Source organism: Hydrogenovibrio kuenenii DSM 12350, from assembly GCF_000526715.1.
In the GTDB taxonomy this organism is placed as follows: Bacteria; Pseudomonadota; Gammaproteobacteria; order Thiomicrospirales; family Thiomicrospiraceae; genus Hydrogenovibrio; species Hydrogenovibrio kuenenii.
The window spans coordinates 69,607-87,134 of sequence record NZ_JAGP01000001.1 but is presented as its reverse complement, the minus strand read 5'-3'; the positions used below and the strand labels follow the sequence as shown (position 1 = coordinate 87,134).

Below are 17,528 nucleotides of genomic sequence, written 5' to 3'. Positions count from 1 at the left end.
AGGTTTTCCGCAAATTAAATAAAATATAATCATCATCCTGAGCGACCAAAAATGATTCTGTTACAACACACACTTTGGGGACAGCTGGTTTTAGTCTTACTCTTTAGCTTTTTAACAGGCATGGAGCTAAGGGACTATCACCAACAATTTCACGCAGATAACAAACAGTATTCTTTTGGTACCATCCGCACCTATGCTTTTACTGGGTTACTGGGATTTGTATTTTATTTAATCGATCCTTATTTGTACCTAGCAGGCTTTCTCGCTCTAACCTCAATTTACCTACTACTCTATTGGCAAAAGTTGCATGCAGAGCAGTCCAGCATTCTTAACTACCTTGTTTGGGCAATTACTTATAGCTATGCCCCTTTAGTGATGACACAACCATTGTGGGTTTTGGCAAGTGTGTTTGTGATCAGCGTACTGTTGCTAGGTTCTAAAACAGCCATACATGCAATGGCGGCAAAATTAGATGGTAGTGAAGTCACAACACTAGCAAAACTGGTGCTCCTGAGCGTGGTGATTTTACCTCTACTGCCACACGAAGTGATTAACCAATGGATTCCGGTTTCGCCTTTTAAAATTTGGCTCGCGGTCGTCGTGGTTTCCTCAATATCCTATTTAGGGTATATTTCGCAAAGATACTTCTTCCCGAATCAAGGCGTACTGTTAACGGGTATTTTTGGTGGCATCTATTCCTCTACAGCAACCACAGTGGCTTTAAGTAAAAAATCCGTCGACTATCCAAGACTCAGCTATAAAATGACTGCTGCCATTCTTGTGGCGACGGGTTTGATGTATTTAAGACTCTTAGGTATTGCAGCTGTTTTTAACTGGCAAGTTGCCTTAAACCTATGGCAACCCATGACTTTACTGGCTCTGTTAATTTTCTTGGTAAGTTTTGTTTTTGTGCGTTTAGAACATCGCCATGGAGTACAACATCAGATAACCAAAGATGAGCACCACAACCCCCTTGAGCTAAAAATCGCCTTTGTTTTTGCAGGTCTTTTTGTTTTGATGGCCGTTATCACACAAGCTATCACGCAGTATTTTGGCGAAGAAGGGTTACGCTATCTGTCGTTAATTGTTGGGTTTACGGACATAGACCCGTTTGTATTGTCACTGCTAAACGGTCAATACCATACAACAGGTGAAATGATTGCAAGTGCGGTACTCATTGCGGCGGGGTCGAACAACTTACTAAAAGCGCTTTATGCTTATGTTATTGGCGAACCAAAGTCAGGAACATACAGCGCAATCTGGTTGATTATTTTTGGGTTAATTACCATTGCGCTTGGCTGGTTTTATTATTAACCCTAGCAAGCCCAGACCCAGCCTGACAGATTTTGACAGTCTTAGAAACTAAGCTGAAATACTGTCTCGAATCTGCTGAATAATGCTGGCTGTTTCAGGGCGAACGCCTCGCCATAAGTTAAAAGCTTCCGCTGCTTGCCCCACCAACATTCCTAACCCATCCATAACTGTACAGTCTGGCTGATGTTGTTTTGCCCAAGCCATAAACACTGTCGGCTCAGCGCCATACATCATGTCGTAAACCAAACTATCCAGTTTTAAACAATCTTCTTGAATGGGCGGAACTTTATTCTCCAAACTGGCAGAAGTGCCATTAATGATAATGTCATAGCCTGGTTTCAAAGGAACTTCCTCCCAACCACTGGCAGTTATTGAAATGTCTCCGGCAAACCTTTGCGCCAATTCTTCTGCTTTAGCCGCTGTGCGATTTGCAATATGAACACAAATCGGCTGTTTTTCCAGCAGTGGCTGCAAGATGCCTTGTACCGCACCGCCAGCGCCTAAAATCAAAACCCTTTGGTTTTTGAACAGGCGCTTGCCATTTAGCTCTATATCATTAACCAGTCCAATACCATCGGTGTTGTCACCCAACACCTTACCATCATCATGAAACACTAGCGTATTTACTGCTTGTGCAGTTTGTGCTCTAGCGGTCAGTTCATCAGCAAAGTCAAATGCATCCAGCTTAAAGGGTACGGTGACATTCAACCCTTTATAACCTTTTGCCATGAGTTGACGTACGGCATAATTAAACGGTGTTTTCTCAGCGTCGATACGAATCGCTTCGTACACCAGCTCTTGGTTTGTCTGCTCAGCAAACAAACGGTGAATTTGTGGTGACTTGGAGTGAGCAATCGGATTCCCGACTACCGCATAGCAATCAATTTGATTCATAGGTTAGACGCTCAAGATTCTACTCTGCCAGCCATTGTGCTGCCACTTTCGCATAATAAGTCAGGATACCATCTGCACCCGCACGCTTGCAGCTCAATAAGGTTTCCATCACAACTGCACGCTCATCAATCCAGCCATTGATCGCTGCGGCTTTCAACATCGCATACTCACCACTCACATGATAAACATAAGTCGGTGCTTTAAATTCATCCTTCACACGTCTAACAATATCTAAATAAGGAACACCTGGCTTAACCATTACCATATCAGCACCTTCATTTAAATCCAACGCGACTTCATGCAAAGCCTCGTTGCTGTTAGCGGGATCCATTTGATAAGTTTTTTTATCCGCTTTACCTAGGTTACCCGAAGAACCCACTGCATCGCGGAAAGGCCCGTAATAAGCTGACGCATATTTCGCTGAGTAAGCCATGATACGCGTATTGATATAGCCGCTATCTTCCAAAAGTTCACGTATTTCGATAATGCGACCATCCATCATATCTGAAGGTGCAACCACATCCGCGCCCGCTTCAGCGTGGGATAAGGCTTGCTTCATCAACACATCAATCGTGTCATCATTTAACACATAACCTTCTTCATCAATAATCCCGTCTTGACCATGAGTCGTGTATGGATCTAAAGCAATATCTGTCATCACACCCATTTCAGGCACAACATCTTTAATTGCTCTAACTGCACGTTGCACCAGACCATCAGGATTATATGCTTCAACTGCATCCAAAGATTTCGTCTCGGCATGAGGTACAGGAAAAAGCGCAATCATCGGAATACCAAGCTCAAATAATTCTTGAGCCTCTGCCACTAAAAGATCTATACTCAGTCTCTCAATGTTTGGCATAGAGGCAATGGTTTCTCTCTTGTTAACTCCCTCAATAACAAACATCGGATAAATTAAATCATTCGCAGTCAAGACGTTTTCTCTCATCAAACGACGTGAAAAATCGTCTTTTCTCATACGTCTCATGCGGGTAATTGGAAATTGACGTTCAATCATGGACTGTCCTTTTTTTGATCTCTATAACGCAGAACGCGTGTTGAATAAGGTGCGGTAGATGATACTCTCATCTTCTAGCAAAATAAACCCGATAACACGCAAGTCAGCACCGAACAACTCAACTTAAAGGGGTTGAATTTATGTTAGATAATTTTGAGTACACCTTCTTCGACCTTCCGATTGCAGAAAAGTTTGTCGCTTTTGCAAAGGAACATAATATAGATGCAAATGTCCGCGAAGAAAAAACGCCACTTGATGAAACCTCCTATGAAGTTTCCGTACAAGGTTCAATGAACGATGAGCAAGCTGATGCACTTGAAGAATATTATTCGGACTTATTATTTGGCGAGCAAGCAGCCCAGATCGAAGGCAACAGTTCCGAAGGCGTTTTAGCAGATGCATGTGGTGTTCAGGTAAAACTAGAAAGCGGTCTTTACACAACCGTCGCTATAAAGCCGGAAATCATGAATAAAATTCTTTCTGTACTCACAGTGGACGAGCTTCAAGCTTTTCTAGCTCAAGTCGCAGAAGATATAGAAAATCCTAAGACAGGCCCCATCTGTAGCCGAAAAGACCTACCTCAATAGCAGGCTTTAAAACCCTACAAATAGAAAAAAGTCACTTGGGCATAAAAAAATTATATCAGGATTTGCTAATTTTTAGGGGTTTAGCGCTTGAACTTAACCCCCTTTAAACTTAATATAATCGTCCAGTAATTCCGTGGCATTATGTCTATGCAAAAATGGCGCGGGTTTAAAATAAGCTATATTAAATAGTAAACTCTTGAATCTGAGGCATTTTTGTTAAGCAGGGATGTCAATCAAGGAGCATTAAATGACAGATAAAATCGTTGAAAAGGTTGCGGTCCAAACTGAGGAATCTCGCAATCAAAGCCGTCGTGCTTTCCTAAAAGGAAGTGCAGCGGTAGCGGGTGGTGTATTATTCACCAAATCCGCTCTAGCTGACTCGGTTGATGGAGTCAATAAGTTCGACCCAAATAAAGCCGTCGCACCTTACAAAGGCGAAAAAGAAATTACAACTGTTCTACCTGATCAGATGGAACGTAAATCTCTTGGTTTTGGTGTTCGTAAATACCCATACGGTATGCCTTCTCCTTATGAGAAAGAAGTTCAGCGTCGTACGCTTGAATGGTTAACGCCTGACTCAATGGCGTCAATCACTATGTGTCCAATTCAAAGCTTGAACGGGATCATCACGCCAAACGGTCTTCACTTCGAACGTTACCACGGTGGTGTTCCAACTATCGATCCTGCAAAGCATCGTTTAGTTATCCACGGTTTGGTTGAGCGTCCTTTGATCTTCACTATGGACGATCTAAAGCGTTTCCCATCAATCTCGCGTATTCACTTCATCGAATGTCCTGCTAACGGTGCGATGGAATGGAAAGGTGTTCAGTTGAACTCTGTTCAATGGACTCACGGTATGATGTCATGTGTTGAATACACTGGTGTTCGTCTATCTGACCTTCTGAAAGAAGCTGGTATCAAGCCAGAAGGTAAGTGGATCATTCCTGAAGGTTCTGATGCTTCTGGTATGTCACGTTCTATCCCTGTTGATATGGCTATGGATGACTGCTACGTTGCTTACGCTCAAAACGGTGAAGCACTACGTCGTGAACAAGGCTACCCAATTCGTTTGGTTGTTCCTGGTTGTGAAGCGAACATGTGGGTTAAATACCTACGTCGTATCTATGTACATGATGTTCCTCTACAACACCGTGAAGAAACTTCTAAGTACACAGAGCTTATGCCTGATGGTACTGCACAACGCTTCTCATGGTACATGGAAGCAAACTCTGTAATCACTTACCCATCTCCAGACTTCAAAATGCAAGGTCCTGGTAAATACTATGTACGTGGTCTAGCATGGTCTGGTCGTGGTAAAGTTTCTCACGTTGATGTTTCATTCGACGGCGGTAAAAACTGGAAAGAAGCACACTTTACTTCACCTGTTCTAGATAAAGCTTGGACTCGTTTCGAAATTGAATGGGATTGGGATGGTTCTGAAGCATTCTTGATGAGCCGTACGACTGACGAAACTGGATATGTACAGCCTACAATGCCGCAAATGCGTGCAATTGAAGGTACAAACAACGTTTATCACCGTACAGCGATGGTAACTTGGAGAGTACATCCTTGGGAAGGTGGCAAAAACGGAGGCTTGATTCAAAATGTTCAGTACTAAGAAAACTCTTTTAGCAGCAGGTATTGTCTCTTTCGCATTTGCAGGTTCTGCATTCGCAATGTCTGGCAATTCTGGTAGCAACGCTGGTGATGCTTCAAAAACAGATGGCAAATATGCATCTAACTACAAAGAAATCATCGATGCGAATGGTGGTAAATACCTAGATTCAAAAGTTATCGAACAGATTCTTGGTAAAGACAACATGAACGGTCGTGCTGGTCTAGTCGGAAAGTTGGATCCAAAAAACCCATACTCTTTCGAAGTTGATGACGCTATCGACGGTGGTGACCACGGAAATGGTCAATGTAAGGTTCCTGCGGCTTTCGTAGATGTTCATAATGCTGCTAAGAAGCACTATTATGATGATACGACTTTCGTTGCAAACGGTTTTGGTACGCCAATCGCTGAATCTGCATTGAAAATCTGGAACATCTCTGTAGATGGTGACGGTAATGGTCTTCCTGATCCTAAAGTTGGTATGACTGTAGAAAAAGGTGGAGAAGTCTACGTTAAGTTCTGCGGTATGTGTCACGGTGAATTCGGTGAAGGTGCTAAAGGTTATCTTCCTCTAGCAGTTGACGAAAGCCTTGTTTCGACTGACCCACGTGCGCCAGCACCTATGAAAACTGTAGGTAACTACTGGCCGTATGCTACGACTTTGTTTGACTACATCCGTCGTGCAATGCCTTTCTGGACGCCAAACGCTCCATTTATCGGAGACGCTGGTTACATGGGTATGGTTGGTTACATCATGCAATCTAACTACATCCCTAAAGGTTATGACAAAGATGGTAACCCAGTACAGTTAGAAGATGATGATTTCTACAACTCTGTATTGCTAATGAAGCAAAACAAGTTCATGAAAAACCAAGGTAACTTCTTCTGTGATCACCGTCCAGTTGTGCACAACGCACGTTGCATGAAAGACTGTCCTGACTACATGGTTGGTGACGGTAAAGGTAATGCACATGACTTCGTTGAAGCACGTAAACTTCCTGATGGAAGCTTCCAGTACAACGTTCCACAACGTTTACATGAAGCACCTCCAGGTGTAGGTCACGCAGGAATGTAATCTAAACTTTTTAAGTTTAGGACCTAAAAAAAGCCCGCTTATGCGGGCTTTTTTATTATCTAAAGAATATAAAAAGCTCAACGAAACAAACCCTGTCTAAACCCTGACTTTTCATCAATAAATACTTGAAAAACCAATCAAAAGCCGTAGAATAGCCCGTTATTCCCAAACAGATATAACGTAATGGCTTTAATCGATCCCTTTAACAGAAAAATAGAATATTTGCGCGTGTCAGTGACTGACAAGTGCAACTACCGTTGTGGCTACTGTATGCCTGAGCAAGGTGCACATCCAGAAGGTCGACATACCGAATATTTAGACTTTGACGAACTTAGTCGCATTATCAAAGCATTTGTTGAGCTTGGTGTCACCAAGGTACGCCTAACAGGCGGCGAACCTCTGGTCAGAAAGGGCTTGGCTGATTTTGTATCAACCATTAGTCCACTAGAAGGCCTTAAAGAGATTGCATTATCGACCAATGCTCACTTTTTAGATAAACACGCTGTGGCTTTAAAAAAAGCAGGCATTACTCGTGCAAATATTTCAATTGACTCCTTAAAGCCTGCCTTATTTAAAGAAATTACCCGAGGCGGCGACTTGGAGAAAGTTCTTGCTGGTGTCGATGCCGGGCTAGAAGCGGGCTTAAACCCGATCAAGTTCAATATGGTTGTTATGAAAGGCACTAACGATAGTGAAATTGAGCGCATGGTTGATTACGGTTTGGAAAAAGGTGTAGAAGTACGCTTTATCGAAACCATGCCTATCGGTGAAGCCGGCATCAGTTTAATGGATCAGCACTACCCTATGGATGCAATTATGAAGCGCATCAAGGCACATGTTGGTACAGATCTTATCCCTTCAACAGGCAAGTCGCATGATGGTCCATCTAAGAATTTTATCATTAAGGGCACTGACACGCGCATCGGCGTTATTTCAGCAGTCTCCCAGCACTTCTGTGAGAGCTGCAACCGAGTTCGCCTAACAGCACGTGGTGTACTAGCATTATGCTTAGGCCAAGAAGACTCAGTTGACCTGCGCACTCCGATTAGAGAAGGCATTAGCGATGAAGGGTTAAAACAACTAATTGTGGATGCGATGCTAAAAAAACCAGAGCGCCATTTCTTCAATGAAAATGTCCATAATATTGAATTCCGTCAAATGGTTAGCCTAGGTGGCTAATCAAATAGGCAATTAAACTAAGGAACGCAAAATGTTAGAGATTTTATACTTTGCAAACTTTAGAGAAGTCTTGGGACAAAGCCAAGAATCTTTACCTTCTGATAACTTTAAAACCGTAGACTGTGTGCTAAATGCACTTGCAGATCGAGGTGAACAATGGAGAGTGGCACTTGCAGACAATACAAATTTGCAAATTGCCGTTAACCACGATGTCGCGGATCGTAGCACACAGCTAAAACCTGGCGATGAGATTGCCTTCTTTCCACCGGTAACCGGAGGCTAACACTTGAGCACTTTTCCTTTCATTAAAATTCAGCAAGAAGACTTTGATTTATCAACAGAGATCAAAGCCTTGCGTGAAGGGCATAAAGATATAGGCGCTGTCGTTTCTTTCATCGGAACTGTACGCGATATAAATGAAGGTGATGACATCTCAGTGTTGGAATTAGAACACTATCCTGGGATGACAGAAAAGGCTCTTGAAGCCATTCGTCTTCAAGCGCACGAGCGCTGGCCACTGCAAAGTAGCCTCATTATTCACCGCATTGGTGAAATGATGCCTTGTGATCAAATCGTATTGGTAGCGGTCAGTTCACGCCATCGTGAGGCTGCGTTTGAGGCAGCTCACTTTATTATGGACTATTTAAAAACCAACGCTCCCTTCTGGAAAAAAGAAACCTTTCCAGATGGCGAAACGCGCTGGGTTGATGCACGAGTTTCAGACAAAGAAGCGGAAGCACGCTGGCATCAAACTGTAGATAATGAGCAAACTGCTTAACAACGAAATTTAAACAAACAATCTGTCATTTCCCCGCAATCGCGGGGATTTTTTTGGAAGATATTATGAAAACTTTTGATGAAGCTTTAGATTACCTTATTCAACAAGCCCAACCAACAGATGGCCACTTGACTTTACCTATTGCAAAAGCGCAAGGCTATGTTTTAGCTCAAGATATCCGCTCAGAACTGAATGTTCCTTCTTTTGATAACAGTCAAATGGATGGCTATGCACTTTGTGCTGAAGACTTAAAAAACAATGATGTTTTTACCGTTAGCCAACGCATTGCTGCCGGTTCTCAAGGCACAAAACTTGAACCCAATACCATCGCACGTATCTTTACCGGCGCCCCCATGCCTGAAGGTGCTGATACTGTCGTCATGCAAGAAGACACTGAAGCATTTGGTGAAAACCAAATTAAGATTTTGACAAAATCTGCCAAGCTGGGGGATAACGTACGCGTGGTTGGTGAAGACATTTCCATTGGTCAAACATTGTTTGAAACAGGCCATAGACTCAACCCGCAAGATCTAGGGCTAATTGCTTCAATCGGCATTTCTCACATTCAAGTTTATCGCCCACTGCGTATTGCAACTTTTACCTCTGGTGATGAACTATTAGAGCCAGGGGAAACTCCCCAGCCGGGCAAAATTTTTAATGCCAATCGTTTTACACTATCAGGTGCGATCCCTCAGCTGGGGTTTGAATTGATTGATTTGGGTAAAGTTGAAGATAGCTTGGAAGCGACAATCGAAGCAATGAAAAATGCTGCCTCACAAGCTGATGTGGTGGTCACCACTGGTGGTGTCTCTGTTGGTGAAGAAGACCATATCAAACCGGCTGTCGACTCACTCGGTGCATTAGACATGTGGAAGGTTAAAATGAAACCTGGTAAGCCTTTAGCTTATGGAAATATTCTGGGCACACCTTTTATCGGTTTACCGGGCAACCCTGTTTCTGCTTTTGCAACCTTCTACCTTTTCGCTAGACCTTTCTTGCTAACCATGCAAGGTGCTAAAAATGTTATCCCTACTCCTTTATGGTTAAAGGCTGATTTTGATTGGACCAAACCTAATTTCCGTCGCGATTTCGCCCGCGGTAGATTGGTAAATGATGAGAAAACTCAAGAAACAAAGGTTGAGGTTTTTCCAAAACAGGGTTCTAATGTTTTGACCTCAACCGCCTGGGCAGACGGTTTTGTCGTTATTCCAGAAGATACAACTATCGCAAAAGGCGATAAAGTAGCTTTTTTTCCTTTTAACAGCCTGAGCTAGTGTGTCTGCACAATTCATTAAAAGACGCCAGGAATGCACATCCAAATAGTTTTCTACAAGTGTGTTCTTGCATTATGGTTAAAGTTAGCTGCCACAATCAATAGTTTCTGTGTTTTTTTGAAAAGCTAGCTTTAATCACTTACTAATCAAAATTTAACTTTAAAAATTCTATCACTACCCAACCTTACGTTTGTAATACAACCTTCTCGTTGAGCTGAGTTTTCTTTAAATGTAAATATGCAAATCGCGCCATTAAAGAAATCCTATTGCTTGAGTAAAGACTAACCGACCAGAAATAGTGTAATATATTGTTATCTTTAAAACTGGATGCAGGATTAATCCTCTATGCAACCCGTTTTTTACCCTATCGCGACATAAAATAAACGGGGTTTAGGGTAGAAATATAACTTTTTTGGGAAACGCTAGAGCAACTAAATAGAAAACCCAAAAGGCAACGTAAACAACAAAAATGGAAATGTGCAAAGTTACTGGCCACAGTTTTAGCCAAGCAACAACGCAATAAGGAAATATAAATGTTAAACACTATCCGAGTCAAAGCCTCAATTCCTATATTAGTCTTAGCAGCCTCAATTATTGCGTTACTGTTCATTTTCTCTGAAATGCTGGACATGCAAAAACGTTCAATCGAACTACAAGCCGACAAGTTTGTTAAAGCCATTTCATTAACCCTAAATGCCGATCGCGACCTTTATCAAGCAAAGGTAGCAGAACTAAATTTAGTGACTCACCTTGGTTCTGCAGAGAAAGCTAATGCGTCACGCAATGAAAATGCTCAGCAGGTTTCTGACCGTTATGCAGAATATCGTTCAAGAATGCAAGATTATCCTGATGTGCTCGCCAAGTCGTCGACCTTTAAATCTGATTTTAAAGCCTGGAAACAACAATCTGATAAGTTAGTCACGGCCATTGATAAAGTTGGCGAAGCCGAAATCATGGAACTACACAAAAATGCCGATCTTAGGTTTTCTGCGCTTCGAGATAACCTCGATAAAGCCGGCGAAGCAGCTTTATCAAAATCCGCCGAAATCCGGAAACAACTGGCAAACCAGGTCAATCAGTTCAAAAATATTGCCTTTTCAGTGTTCGCCATAATTTTGCTTGGTGCACTGTGGATTGGTTATTCCATTCCTAAAAACATTTCTAAGCAACTAAAAAACGCTGTTAATACCGCAAATGCGATCGCAGAAGGGGATTTATCCAGCACTATAGAGGTTAATACCTCTGATGAAACAGGGTTATTATTAAGCGCAATGAAACGCTTACAAGAAACAGTCCAATTGCTTTTGCATGATATGGACCAAATGTATCAAAAGCACCACGCAGGAGATATTGACATACACATTAATGAAGAAAAATTCTTGGGTGACTTCCGCAAAATGGCTCGTGGCGTGAACACTATGGTTGATGACCATATCTCCGTAAACAAAAAAGCTATGGCTGTATTCAAGTCTTTTGGTGAAGGGAATTTCAATGCCGATATGGAAAAATTACCTGGCAAAAAAGCCTTTATCAACGAAGCCATTGAAACTGTTCGAACCAACCTCAAAGCCATCTCTGCAGACACCAACATCCTCATACAAGCCGCAGTTGATGGCGAGCTTGATAAACGTGCCGATGCCAGCCAATTTCAGGGAGATTGGAAGCAAATGATCTCTGGAGTCAACCAGATACTTGATGGAATCGTGCTACCGGTTAATGAAGCGGTTAATGTCTTGATGGAAGTTGAACATGGCAACTTGACCAAAACCGTCACTGGTAATTACAAAGGTCAACTACATGAGTTCAAACAAACGGTCAACAATACGATCAGCAACTTGGCTGAGGTCATCAGGCAAGCTAATCAGGCTGCGCACACAGTTTCACAGGGTGCTCAGGAAGTTACACAAGGTGCTATGGATTTGAGCCAACGCGTTCAACAGCAGGCAGCCGCAATTGAAGAAACCTCGGCCACGATGGAAGAAATGACTTCAACCGTTAGGAATAATTCACAACTTACAAAGGATGTTTCTGAAGTGGCGAATGCCGTACAAAAGCAATCCAGCAATGGTTCTACCGTAATGAAACAAACAATCGAAGCCATGGGTGCTATTCAAGATTCCAGCCATAAAATCTCTGATATTGTTTCCTTGATAGACGGCATTGCCTTCCAAACAAACTTGTTGGCTCTAAATGCTGCTGTCGAAGCTGCACGTGCTGGTGAACATGGACGAGGTTTTGCCGTAGTCGCAGGGGAAGTACGTTCTCTGGCACAAAAATCAGCTGATGCCGCGAAGGAAATCAATACTTTAATCTCCGAGAGTGTCACCCGTATAGACCAAGGAACCTCACTCGCATCCGAGTCCGGTGAAGTGCTATCTGGAATCGATCAATCCATTGATGAAGTCACGCAAATGATAGAGCAAATTGCCCAAGCCTCCAATCAGCAGATGGAAGGTATAGAGCAAGTGCATAAAGCCATCAGTCAAATTGACGAAGTGACACAACAAAATGCTGCTTTGGTCGAGGAAACTGCAGCAGCCGCAGACAGTATGAGTGAACAGGCTAATAATCTAGAAAATGATATGGCATTTTTCAACACTGGTGAAGAATCAAAATTGATCCATAAACATGAGACCCCACCCTCAGAAAATAACGTGGCAAAAATTGAGCATAAAAAGACTGTTGCAACATTAAATGGATCTAAAAAAGTCGAAAACAAGTCAGAAACAACGAGTAAAGAAACTAATGCCTCTGGCGATAAATGGGCTGAATTCTAGTCTTTTTTATCAATTCAAGTCACGCCGAAGACGATGTCTTCGGCATACGTGATAGCTTTTTTGCAATCCACAAGCAACCAAAAATAAATACTTAATCCCTGCCATAAGAATTAGCATTACTTCCAAGTGTAAGCAACTTTCAGGAATGTAGAAAGTAAGTAATCCCATGCAATAATCATAGTGATTGTTTAAAATAGCCCATTATTTTGTATGTGAAGCCCTTCGGGAACACTCTTGACAAAATTCGAAACTTCAAACAGTGGGAAAATTATGACAGAACCAACACTTACTCATATTGATGAAAAAGGCCAAGCCAGAATGGTAGATGTGAGCGAAAAGGCTCATACAGAGCGTGAGGCTCGTGCCATGGCTGTAATCCACATGCTACCTAACACTCTCCAAATGATTATGGATGGCACTCATAAAAAAGGGGACGTCATGGCTACCGCACGTATTGCCGGCATTATGGCGGCAAAACGTACGCCAGACCTCATTCCTATGTGCCACCCTCTGATGTTAACCTCGGTTAAGGTTGAGCTTGAACCTAATGTTGATAACAACTGTGTTGAGATCGTCGCAATATGCAAACTGGTTGGTCAAACAGGCGTGGAAATGGAAGCTTTAACCGCTGCTACAACAGCTGCTCTTACGCTTTATGACATGTGTAAAGCAGTCGATAAAGGTATGGTTATCGACCAGGTACAACTATTAGAAAAGAAAGGCGGAAAAAGCGGTCACTGGACGCGATAATATTGTAAAGCGTCTGGCCCGTCAGGGTTAAAAATAACCTCAACACCCTTATTGCGATAAATCCAACGAGTAGAGCCGTCTGCATTTTCTGTCATGCGGTCTGGCTCACCAAATCTCAAACGAATACCACGTTCTGTCAGCTTATTCTTGGGTGCTAAGGTTACATTTCTAATAGTGTATCCCAGCAGCTTTTGAGCATCACCTTTCACTGGCGTAACTTGACGATTCCCTAAAGAATTAACCGTTGTTTTAACGCCTCTAGAATACATCTCATCTAACATTTGACCAGGTACATTTAAACTTAACGTTAAAGAACCGGTAATTGCTGCAACAGAGATATAAGGAAAAAACACTTCCGCTGTCTTATTGCTCTCATCCTTTTTGGAAAAAATTTGAACCTCGACATCCTTACCGAATAACTTTTCAGCATCTGAAACGGTTGACTTATTCAACGTCAAACCAAGTGCTTGTAAATGGTTATCAGCAGTATAATGGCTATTCCAAGGCAGTAAATTCTGATCAATTTCTTTTTCGCTAGGAACCAAAAGCAATAAAAGTGCGGTAAGACCTATTCCAGCTAAAAACACCCATAGAGAAATAGGCAAAATCGGTTTTGACGTCTGGCTCATACTTGTTCTCCAGCCCCTTTGTCATCTGAGTGAGGGGCTTTGTCCATTTGCTTTTGACCATCGTGAGAGACCTCATCATCGCCTTCTCCAAGCTCTTCATTGGCATTTTCATCTCTCGGTAGGTATTTGGCGATTTTAGGATCGATAATCCCTTTTCCGGCATCGTAAACGGAAATACCTGTTTGTAGAAAATTAATCAGTACTGTTACAAAAACAATCAATGCACCAAAGTACAAACCGATTTTACCGACAATAGAACTCGATGAACCATCATCGGTAAAATCATTCATCATCAAACCGCCACCAAATAGCTTGCCCATCAAACCAAACAACAAAATGATTGCAAACGCAGCTACATAAGCCATCAACAGACGTCGGCTTCTTCGCCATGCAAGCTGCCAATTAGCAGCAACAAACCAACTTTTCGTTTTTTCGACCGTTTTACCGTGAAAGTAAATATAGGCAATAACCATGGATGAAATTAACGGCACCAGAATAAAATAATAAGGGTTTCCATGACCAAGCTCTAAAGACACTTGAGAAATGGCTAGGTGCGTAATAATAACGTTGATATTGAAAATATGATGAGGCACTTTAGCCGCAAAAGTTTCATCAGATGTAACAGAATAATGCATACTTTTTCTCTTATATATTTTTTATGTAATCTTGTAATGCTGATATAACCTTGTTTAAGGTATCTTCAAGCTCATTTAACTCTTTTCCCTCAACAGGAAGTTCACCCGACTTGGCCATCTCTTCAATGTTTTTTGCCAACAGCGATAAGGTTGTTGCGCCGACATTTGCTGCACTTCCTTTCATAGTATGAGCATGCAAACGCAAACCTTCCGCATCCTGCGAACTTAGCGTTTGCTGCATGCCGATAAGATCATTAGGGGCAGTTGTAATAAATACCTCTAATATTTCTTTTAAATCATCGCCGATGACATCTCTCAACATATCGAGATGTTTAAAGTCTATCAATTCTGCCATCAAAGACTTCCTATCACTTTGACGTTAACACCTTGAAAAAGGCATCAGAATCCATTGGTTTGCCAAACTTAAATCCTTGGAATATTTGACAGTGTTTGCCTTGCAAGAATTCGACTTGGAAATCCTCTTCTACGCCTTCAACAACAACATTCAACTGTAAGGATTCTGCCATTGCCAAAATCGTTTTCACAATGGCTTGCCCCTCATGAGTACCTAAGTTCAACACAAAAGAACGATCCACTTTTATGGTGTCAATCGGGAAGCTCTGCAAATAGGCTAATGAAGAATAGCCTGTTCCAAAGTCATCAATCGACAAAGAAACACCCATTGCTTTCAGGCCTTTCAAGATAGATATGTTTTGATCAGCATTGCTCATAGCAAGGCTTTCCGTAATTTCCAGATCAATACAATTTGCAGGCAAAGACGTGTTTTGCAAAATACCCTGGATATCTTTCATCAAATCACTGTGTGTAAATTGGCGACCTGATAAGTTAATACCAATATGAACGCAGTCATATCCAGACTTTTGCCATCTTTCTGCATCTTTTACTGCGGTCTTCAGTACAAATCGACCTATTTCGACAATCAGCCCCGTACTTTCTGCTATCGGGATAAATATACCTGGAGAAATATAACCTTCTGTTGGATGTTTCCATCTTGCCAAAGCTTCTGCACCGATAATTTCGAGGGTTTTGGCATCCACCTGCGGTTGATAATAAACTTCGATTTCGTTTCTCTCTAAAGCCTTTCTCAAGTCGTTTTCCAGCATTAACTGAGACCGGGCTTCCGCATTCATATCTGACTGATAGAAAATAACCTGGTTTCCACCGGCTGATTTGGCCTCAGTTCTAGCGACGTTTGCATTGGCAATTAGCTCATTGGCCGAATCTTCGCCCTTCTCAACAACACACACACCCATAGAAAATGTGACAAAGTGCTCTTGTCCATCAATAACAAATACTTTAGACAAGTCTTGGAAAATACGATTTACGGACAAATGTAGCTCGGCAACATCTTTAGCGTAACGAATCAGAATCGCAAATTCATCACTACCTAAGCGAGCAATATCATCTTCCTCTCTGGTTACTCGCTTCAAGCGTAATGCAACATTTCGTAAGAGTGCGTCGCCGTTTTCTTGACCAAGGGTATCATTAATCTTTTTAAAGCGGTCGATGTCTAATATGACAACCGCGCTCATTGTTTGATAATTAACAGACTCTAGGAAATGCGATATGCGTCGATTGAAAAATGAACGATTCGCTAAATCGGTTAAGACATCATGATTTGACTGGTAATCAATAAGCGTTTCGGCTTTGTGCAAACGGGTAATATCCTGAACAGATCCCATCAACTTAATCAACTCATCATCTTCATAAATAGCTTCTGCCAAACAATCCACATGACTTATAGATTGGTCATGATGCATCACTCTAAAGCTAACTTGTATATCTTGATAGCCTTGGCTAGCATCTGCAATGGTTTGTTGAATTAAAGGAATATCTTTTGGCGCGACATTGGCAATAAACTGGTCTAGCGTGACATCCGCTTGGTTTGGGATACCAAAAATTTCAAATGCGGAAGAAGAAGCTAGCACTTGATCCGCCTTAACGTCCCACTCCCAATAACCCAACTTGGCAAGTTTTTGCGCATAAAGCATCTGCGCTTGCGTTTTTCTAAGTTGATCTTCAGTTAGTGAAGACTTTAAAGAATAACGCACCCGCTGCCCAAGCAACGTCCAATTGATCGGCTTAATTAAAAAATCTGTAGCGCCAGCATCAAAAGCCTGCTCTATCGACTCTAAGTCATCTTGCGAGGTTAGCATCAAGATGGGAACGGCCTGATCTGTGGTGTAGTTACGAATGGCTGTTGTCGCCGCAAAACCATCCATTACAGGCATCATAACGTCCATAATAATGAGGTTTGGCTTGTGTTCCATAAACACAGACACGGCATCACGACCATTGTCAGCCGTCAAGACCTTATAACCGGACTTTTCGAGAACTTTTTGCGTTGTTAACAAACTCGTTTGGTCATCATCCACTACCAGAATCACTGCCGAAGACATATCTAGATGAGTTGTTATCAACCTAAACTCCAAAAAAGCGTATCTGAAAGACTATTAGTGTAACGGGTTTCTCGTCAAAATAAAACGCTCTATCGCTTGAGCCTAGGCAAGAAAAACTTATATCTATATATAAGTAGTTATCAAGTGATTAATTGAAAGGTCACAGGCCCATCGTTAATTAGACTGACTTTCATATCAGCGCCAAAAATTCCAGTTTCACTTCCTGGATAAACATTATTCATTAATTGCACAAATTCGTTAAACCACGCTTCTGCCAGATGTGGCGGAGCACTAGTATGAAACCCAGGACGATTTCCTTTGGAGGTATCGGCCGCCAAAGTAAATTGCGGCACTAATAAGAAGCGCCCTTCTACCTGCTGAATATTCAAATTCATTTTGCCTTGTTCATCCGAAAAAATTCGAAATTTTAAAAGCTTATTCATCATTTTCTCAAGCGATGCTGAAGTATCATCCGGCTGAAAACCGCATAACACCATCAACCCTTGTTCAATCGCCCCTACGGTTTTTTCTTCAACTTCGACGCTGGCTTGAGTCACTCTTTGCAAAATACAAATCACTTTCG

The 17,528-nt window shown here is 42.0% G+C and carries 17 protein-coding genes; 10 read left to right on the top strand and 7 right to left on the bottom strand.

Annotated elements, in window-relative coordinates:
• The first annotated feature begins 51 nt into the window (after positions 1 to 51).
• Complete coding sequence (locus tag N745_RS0100335; RefSeq protein ID WP_051453352.1) at positions 52 to 1,314, top strand: MgtC/SapB family protein; 1,263 nt, start codon at positions 52 to 54, stop codon at positions 1,312 to 1,314.
• 48 nt (positions 1,315 to 1,362) lie between these two features.
• On the opposite strand, the gene aroE is transcribed toward N745_RS0100335, so the two are convergent.
• Positions 1,363 to 2,208: a shikimate dehydrogenase gene (gene aroE / locus N745_RS0100330; RefSeq protein ID WP_024850151.1), complete on the bottom strand. Its 846-nt coding sequence runs from the start codon at positions 2,206 to 2,208 to the stop codon at positions 1,363 to 1,365.
• A gap of 19 nt (positions 2,209 to 2,227) precedes the next feature.
• Positions 2,228 to 3,226, bottom strand: a complete 999-nt coding sequence (gene hemB / locus N745_RS0100325) for a porphobilinogen synthase (RefSeq protein WP_024850150.1) — start codon at positions 3,224 to 3,226, stop codon at positions 2,228 to 2,230.
• A gap of 140 nt (positions 3,227 to 3,366) precedes the next feature.
• Here hemB and N745_RS0100320 point away from each other — a divergent pair, with 140 nt between their 5' ends.
• The 9 genes from N745_RS0100320 to moaC all read left to right on the top strand — a co-directional run bounded on the left by N745_RS0100320 (position 3,367) and on the right by moaC (position 13,261).
• The gene (locus N745_RS0100320; protein WP_024850149.1) at positions 3,367 to 3,813 is read left to right on the top strand and encodes a hypothetical protein; all 447 of its coding nucleotides are present in this window, start codon (positions 3,367 to 3,369) and stop codon (positions 3,811 to 3,813) included.
• A 247-nt stretch (positions 3,814 to 4,060) separates the two neighbouring features.
• On the top strand, positions 4,061 to 5,431 hold the full coding sequence (gene soxC / locus N745_RS0100315; RefSeq protein WP_024850148.1) for a sulfite dehydrogenase: 1,371 nt from the start codon (positions 4,061 to 4,063) through the stop codon (positions 5,429 to 5,431).
• The gene (locus N745_RS0100310) at positions 5,418 to 6,503 is read left to right on the top strand and encodes a c-type cytochrome (protein ID WP_024850147.1); all 1,086 of its coding nucleotides are present in this window, start codon (positions 5,418 to 5,420) and stop codon (positions 6,501 to 6,503) included. The genes soxC and N745_RS0100310 overlap by 14 nt, the downstream gene beginning before the upstream one ends.
• Before the next feature lie 183 nt (positions 6,504 to 6,686).
• Positions 6,687 to 7,682 carry a GTP 3',8-cyclase MoaA gene (gene moaA / locus N745_RS0100305; protein ID WP_024850146.1) on the top strand — a complete coding sequence of 332 codons (996 nt, stop codon included), beginning with the start codon at positions 6,687 to 6,689 and terminating at the stop codon, positions 7,680 to 7,682.
• A gap of 31 nt (positions 7,683 to 7,713) precedes the next feature.
• Positions 7,714 to 7,965, top strand: a complete 252-nt coding sequence (moaD, locus tag N745_RS0100300; protein WP_024850145.1) for a molybdopterin converting factor subunit 1 — start codon at positions 7,714 to 7,716, stop codon at positions 7,963 to 7,965.
• A 3-nt stretch (positions 7,966 to 7,968) separates the two neighbouring features.
• Complete coding sequence (moaE, locus tag N745_RS0100295; RefSeq protein WP_024850144.1) at positions 7,969 to 8,460, top strand: molybdopterin synthase catalytic subunit MoaE; 492 nt, start codon at positions 7,969 to 7,971, stop codon at positions 8,458 to 8,460.
• Between the two features lie 65 nt (positions 8,461 to 8,525).
• Positions 8,526 to 9,734, top strand: a complete 1,209-nt coding sequence (locus N745_RS0100290; RefSeq protein WP_024850143.1) for a molybdopterin molybdotransferase MoeA — start codon at positions 8,526 to 8,528, stop codon at positions 9,732 to 9,734.
• A gap of 533 nt (positions 9,735 to 10,267) precedes the next feature.
• Positions 10,268 to 12,511: a methyl-accepting chemotaxis protein gene (locus tag N745_RS11470; RefSeq protein WP_024850142.1), complete on the top strand. Its 2,244-nt coding sequence runs from the start codon at positions 10,268 to 10,270 to the stop codon at positions 12,509 to 12,511.
• Between the two features lie 270 nt (positions 12,512 to 12,781).
• The gene (moaC, locus tag N745_RS0100280) at positions 12,782 to 13,261 is read left to right on the top strand and encodes a cyclic pyranopterin monophosphate synthase MoaC (RefSeq protein WP_024850141.1); all 480 of its coding nucleotides are present in this window, start codon (positions 12,782 to 12,784) and stop codon (positions 13,259 to 13,261) included.
• On the opposite strand, the gene N745_RS0100275 is transcribed toward moaC, so the two are convergent.
• From N745_RS0100275 to dtd, 5 genes are all read right to left on the bottom strand, one after another.
• Positions 13,246 to 13,890 (bottom strand): hypothetical protein, encoded by a 645-nt coding sequence (locus tag N745_RS0100275; protein WP_024850140.1) that lies wholly within the window; start codon positions 13,888 to 13,890, stop codon positions 13,246 to 13,248. The genes moaC and N745_RS0100275 overlap by 16 nt on opposite strands.
• Complete coding sequence (locus tag N745_RS0100270; protein ID WP_024850139.1) at positions 13,887 to 14,525, bottom strand: hypothetical protein; 639 nt, start codon at positions 14,523 to 14,525, stop codon at positions 13,887 to 13,889. The genes N745_RS0100275 and N745_RS0100270 overlap by 4 nt, the downstream gene beginning before the upstream one ends.
• Before the next feature lie 10 nt (positions 14,526 to 14,535).
• Positions 14,536 to 14,880 (bottom strand): Hpt domain-containing protein, encoded by a 345-nt coding sequence (locus N745_RS0100265; RefSeq protein ID WP_024850138.1) that lies wholly within the window; start codon positions 14,878 to 14,880, stop codon positions 14,536 to 14,538.
• A 13-nt stretch (positions 14,881 to 14,893) separates the two neighbouring features.
• Positions 14,894 to 16,966, bottom strand: a complete 2,073-nt coding sequence (locus N745_RS0100260) for an EAL domain-containing protein (protein ID WP_245595648.1) — start codon at positions 16,964 to 16,966, stop codon at positions 14,894 to 14,896.
• A 119-nt stretch (positions 16,967 to 17,085) separates the two neighbouring features.
• Positions 17,086 to 17,523, bottom strand: a complete 438-nt coding sequence (gene dtd / locus N745_RS0100255) for a D-aminoacyl-tRNA deacylase (RefSeq protein ID WP_024850136.1) — start codon at positions 17,521 to 17,523, stop codon at positions 17,086 to 17,088.
• Positions 17,524 to 17,528: the final 5 nt, after the last annotated feature.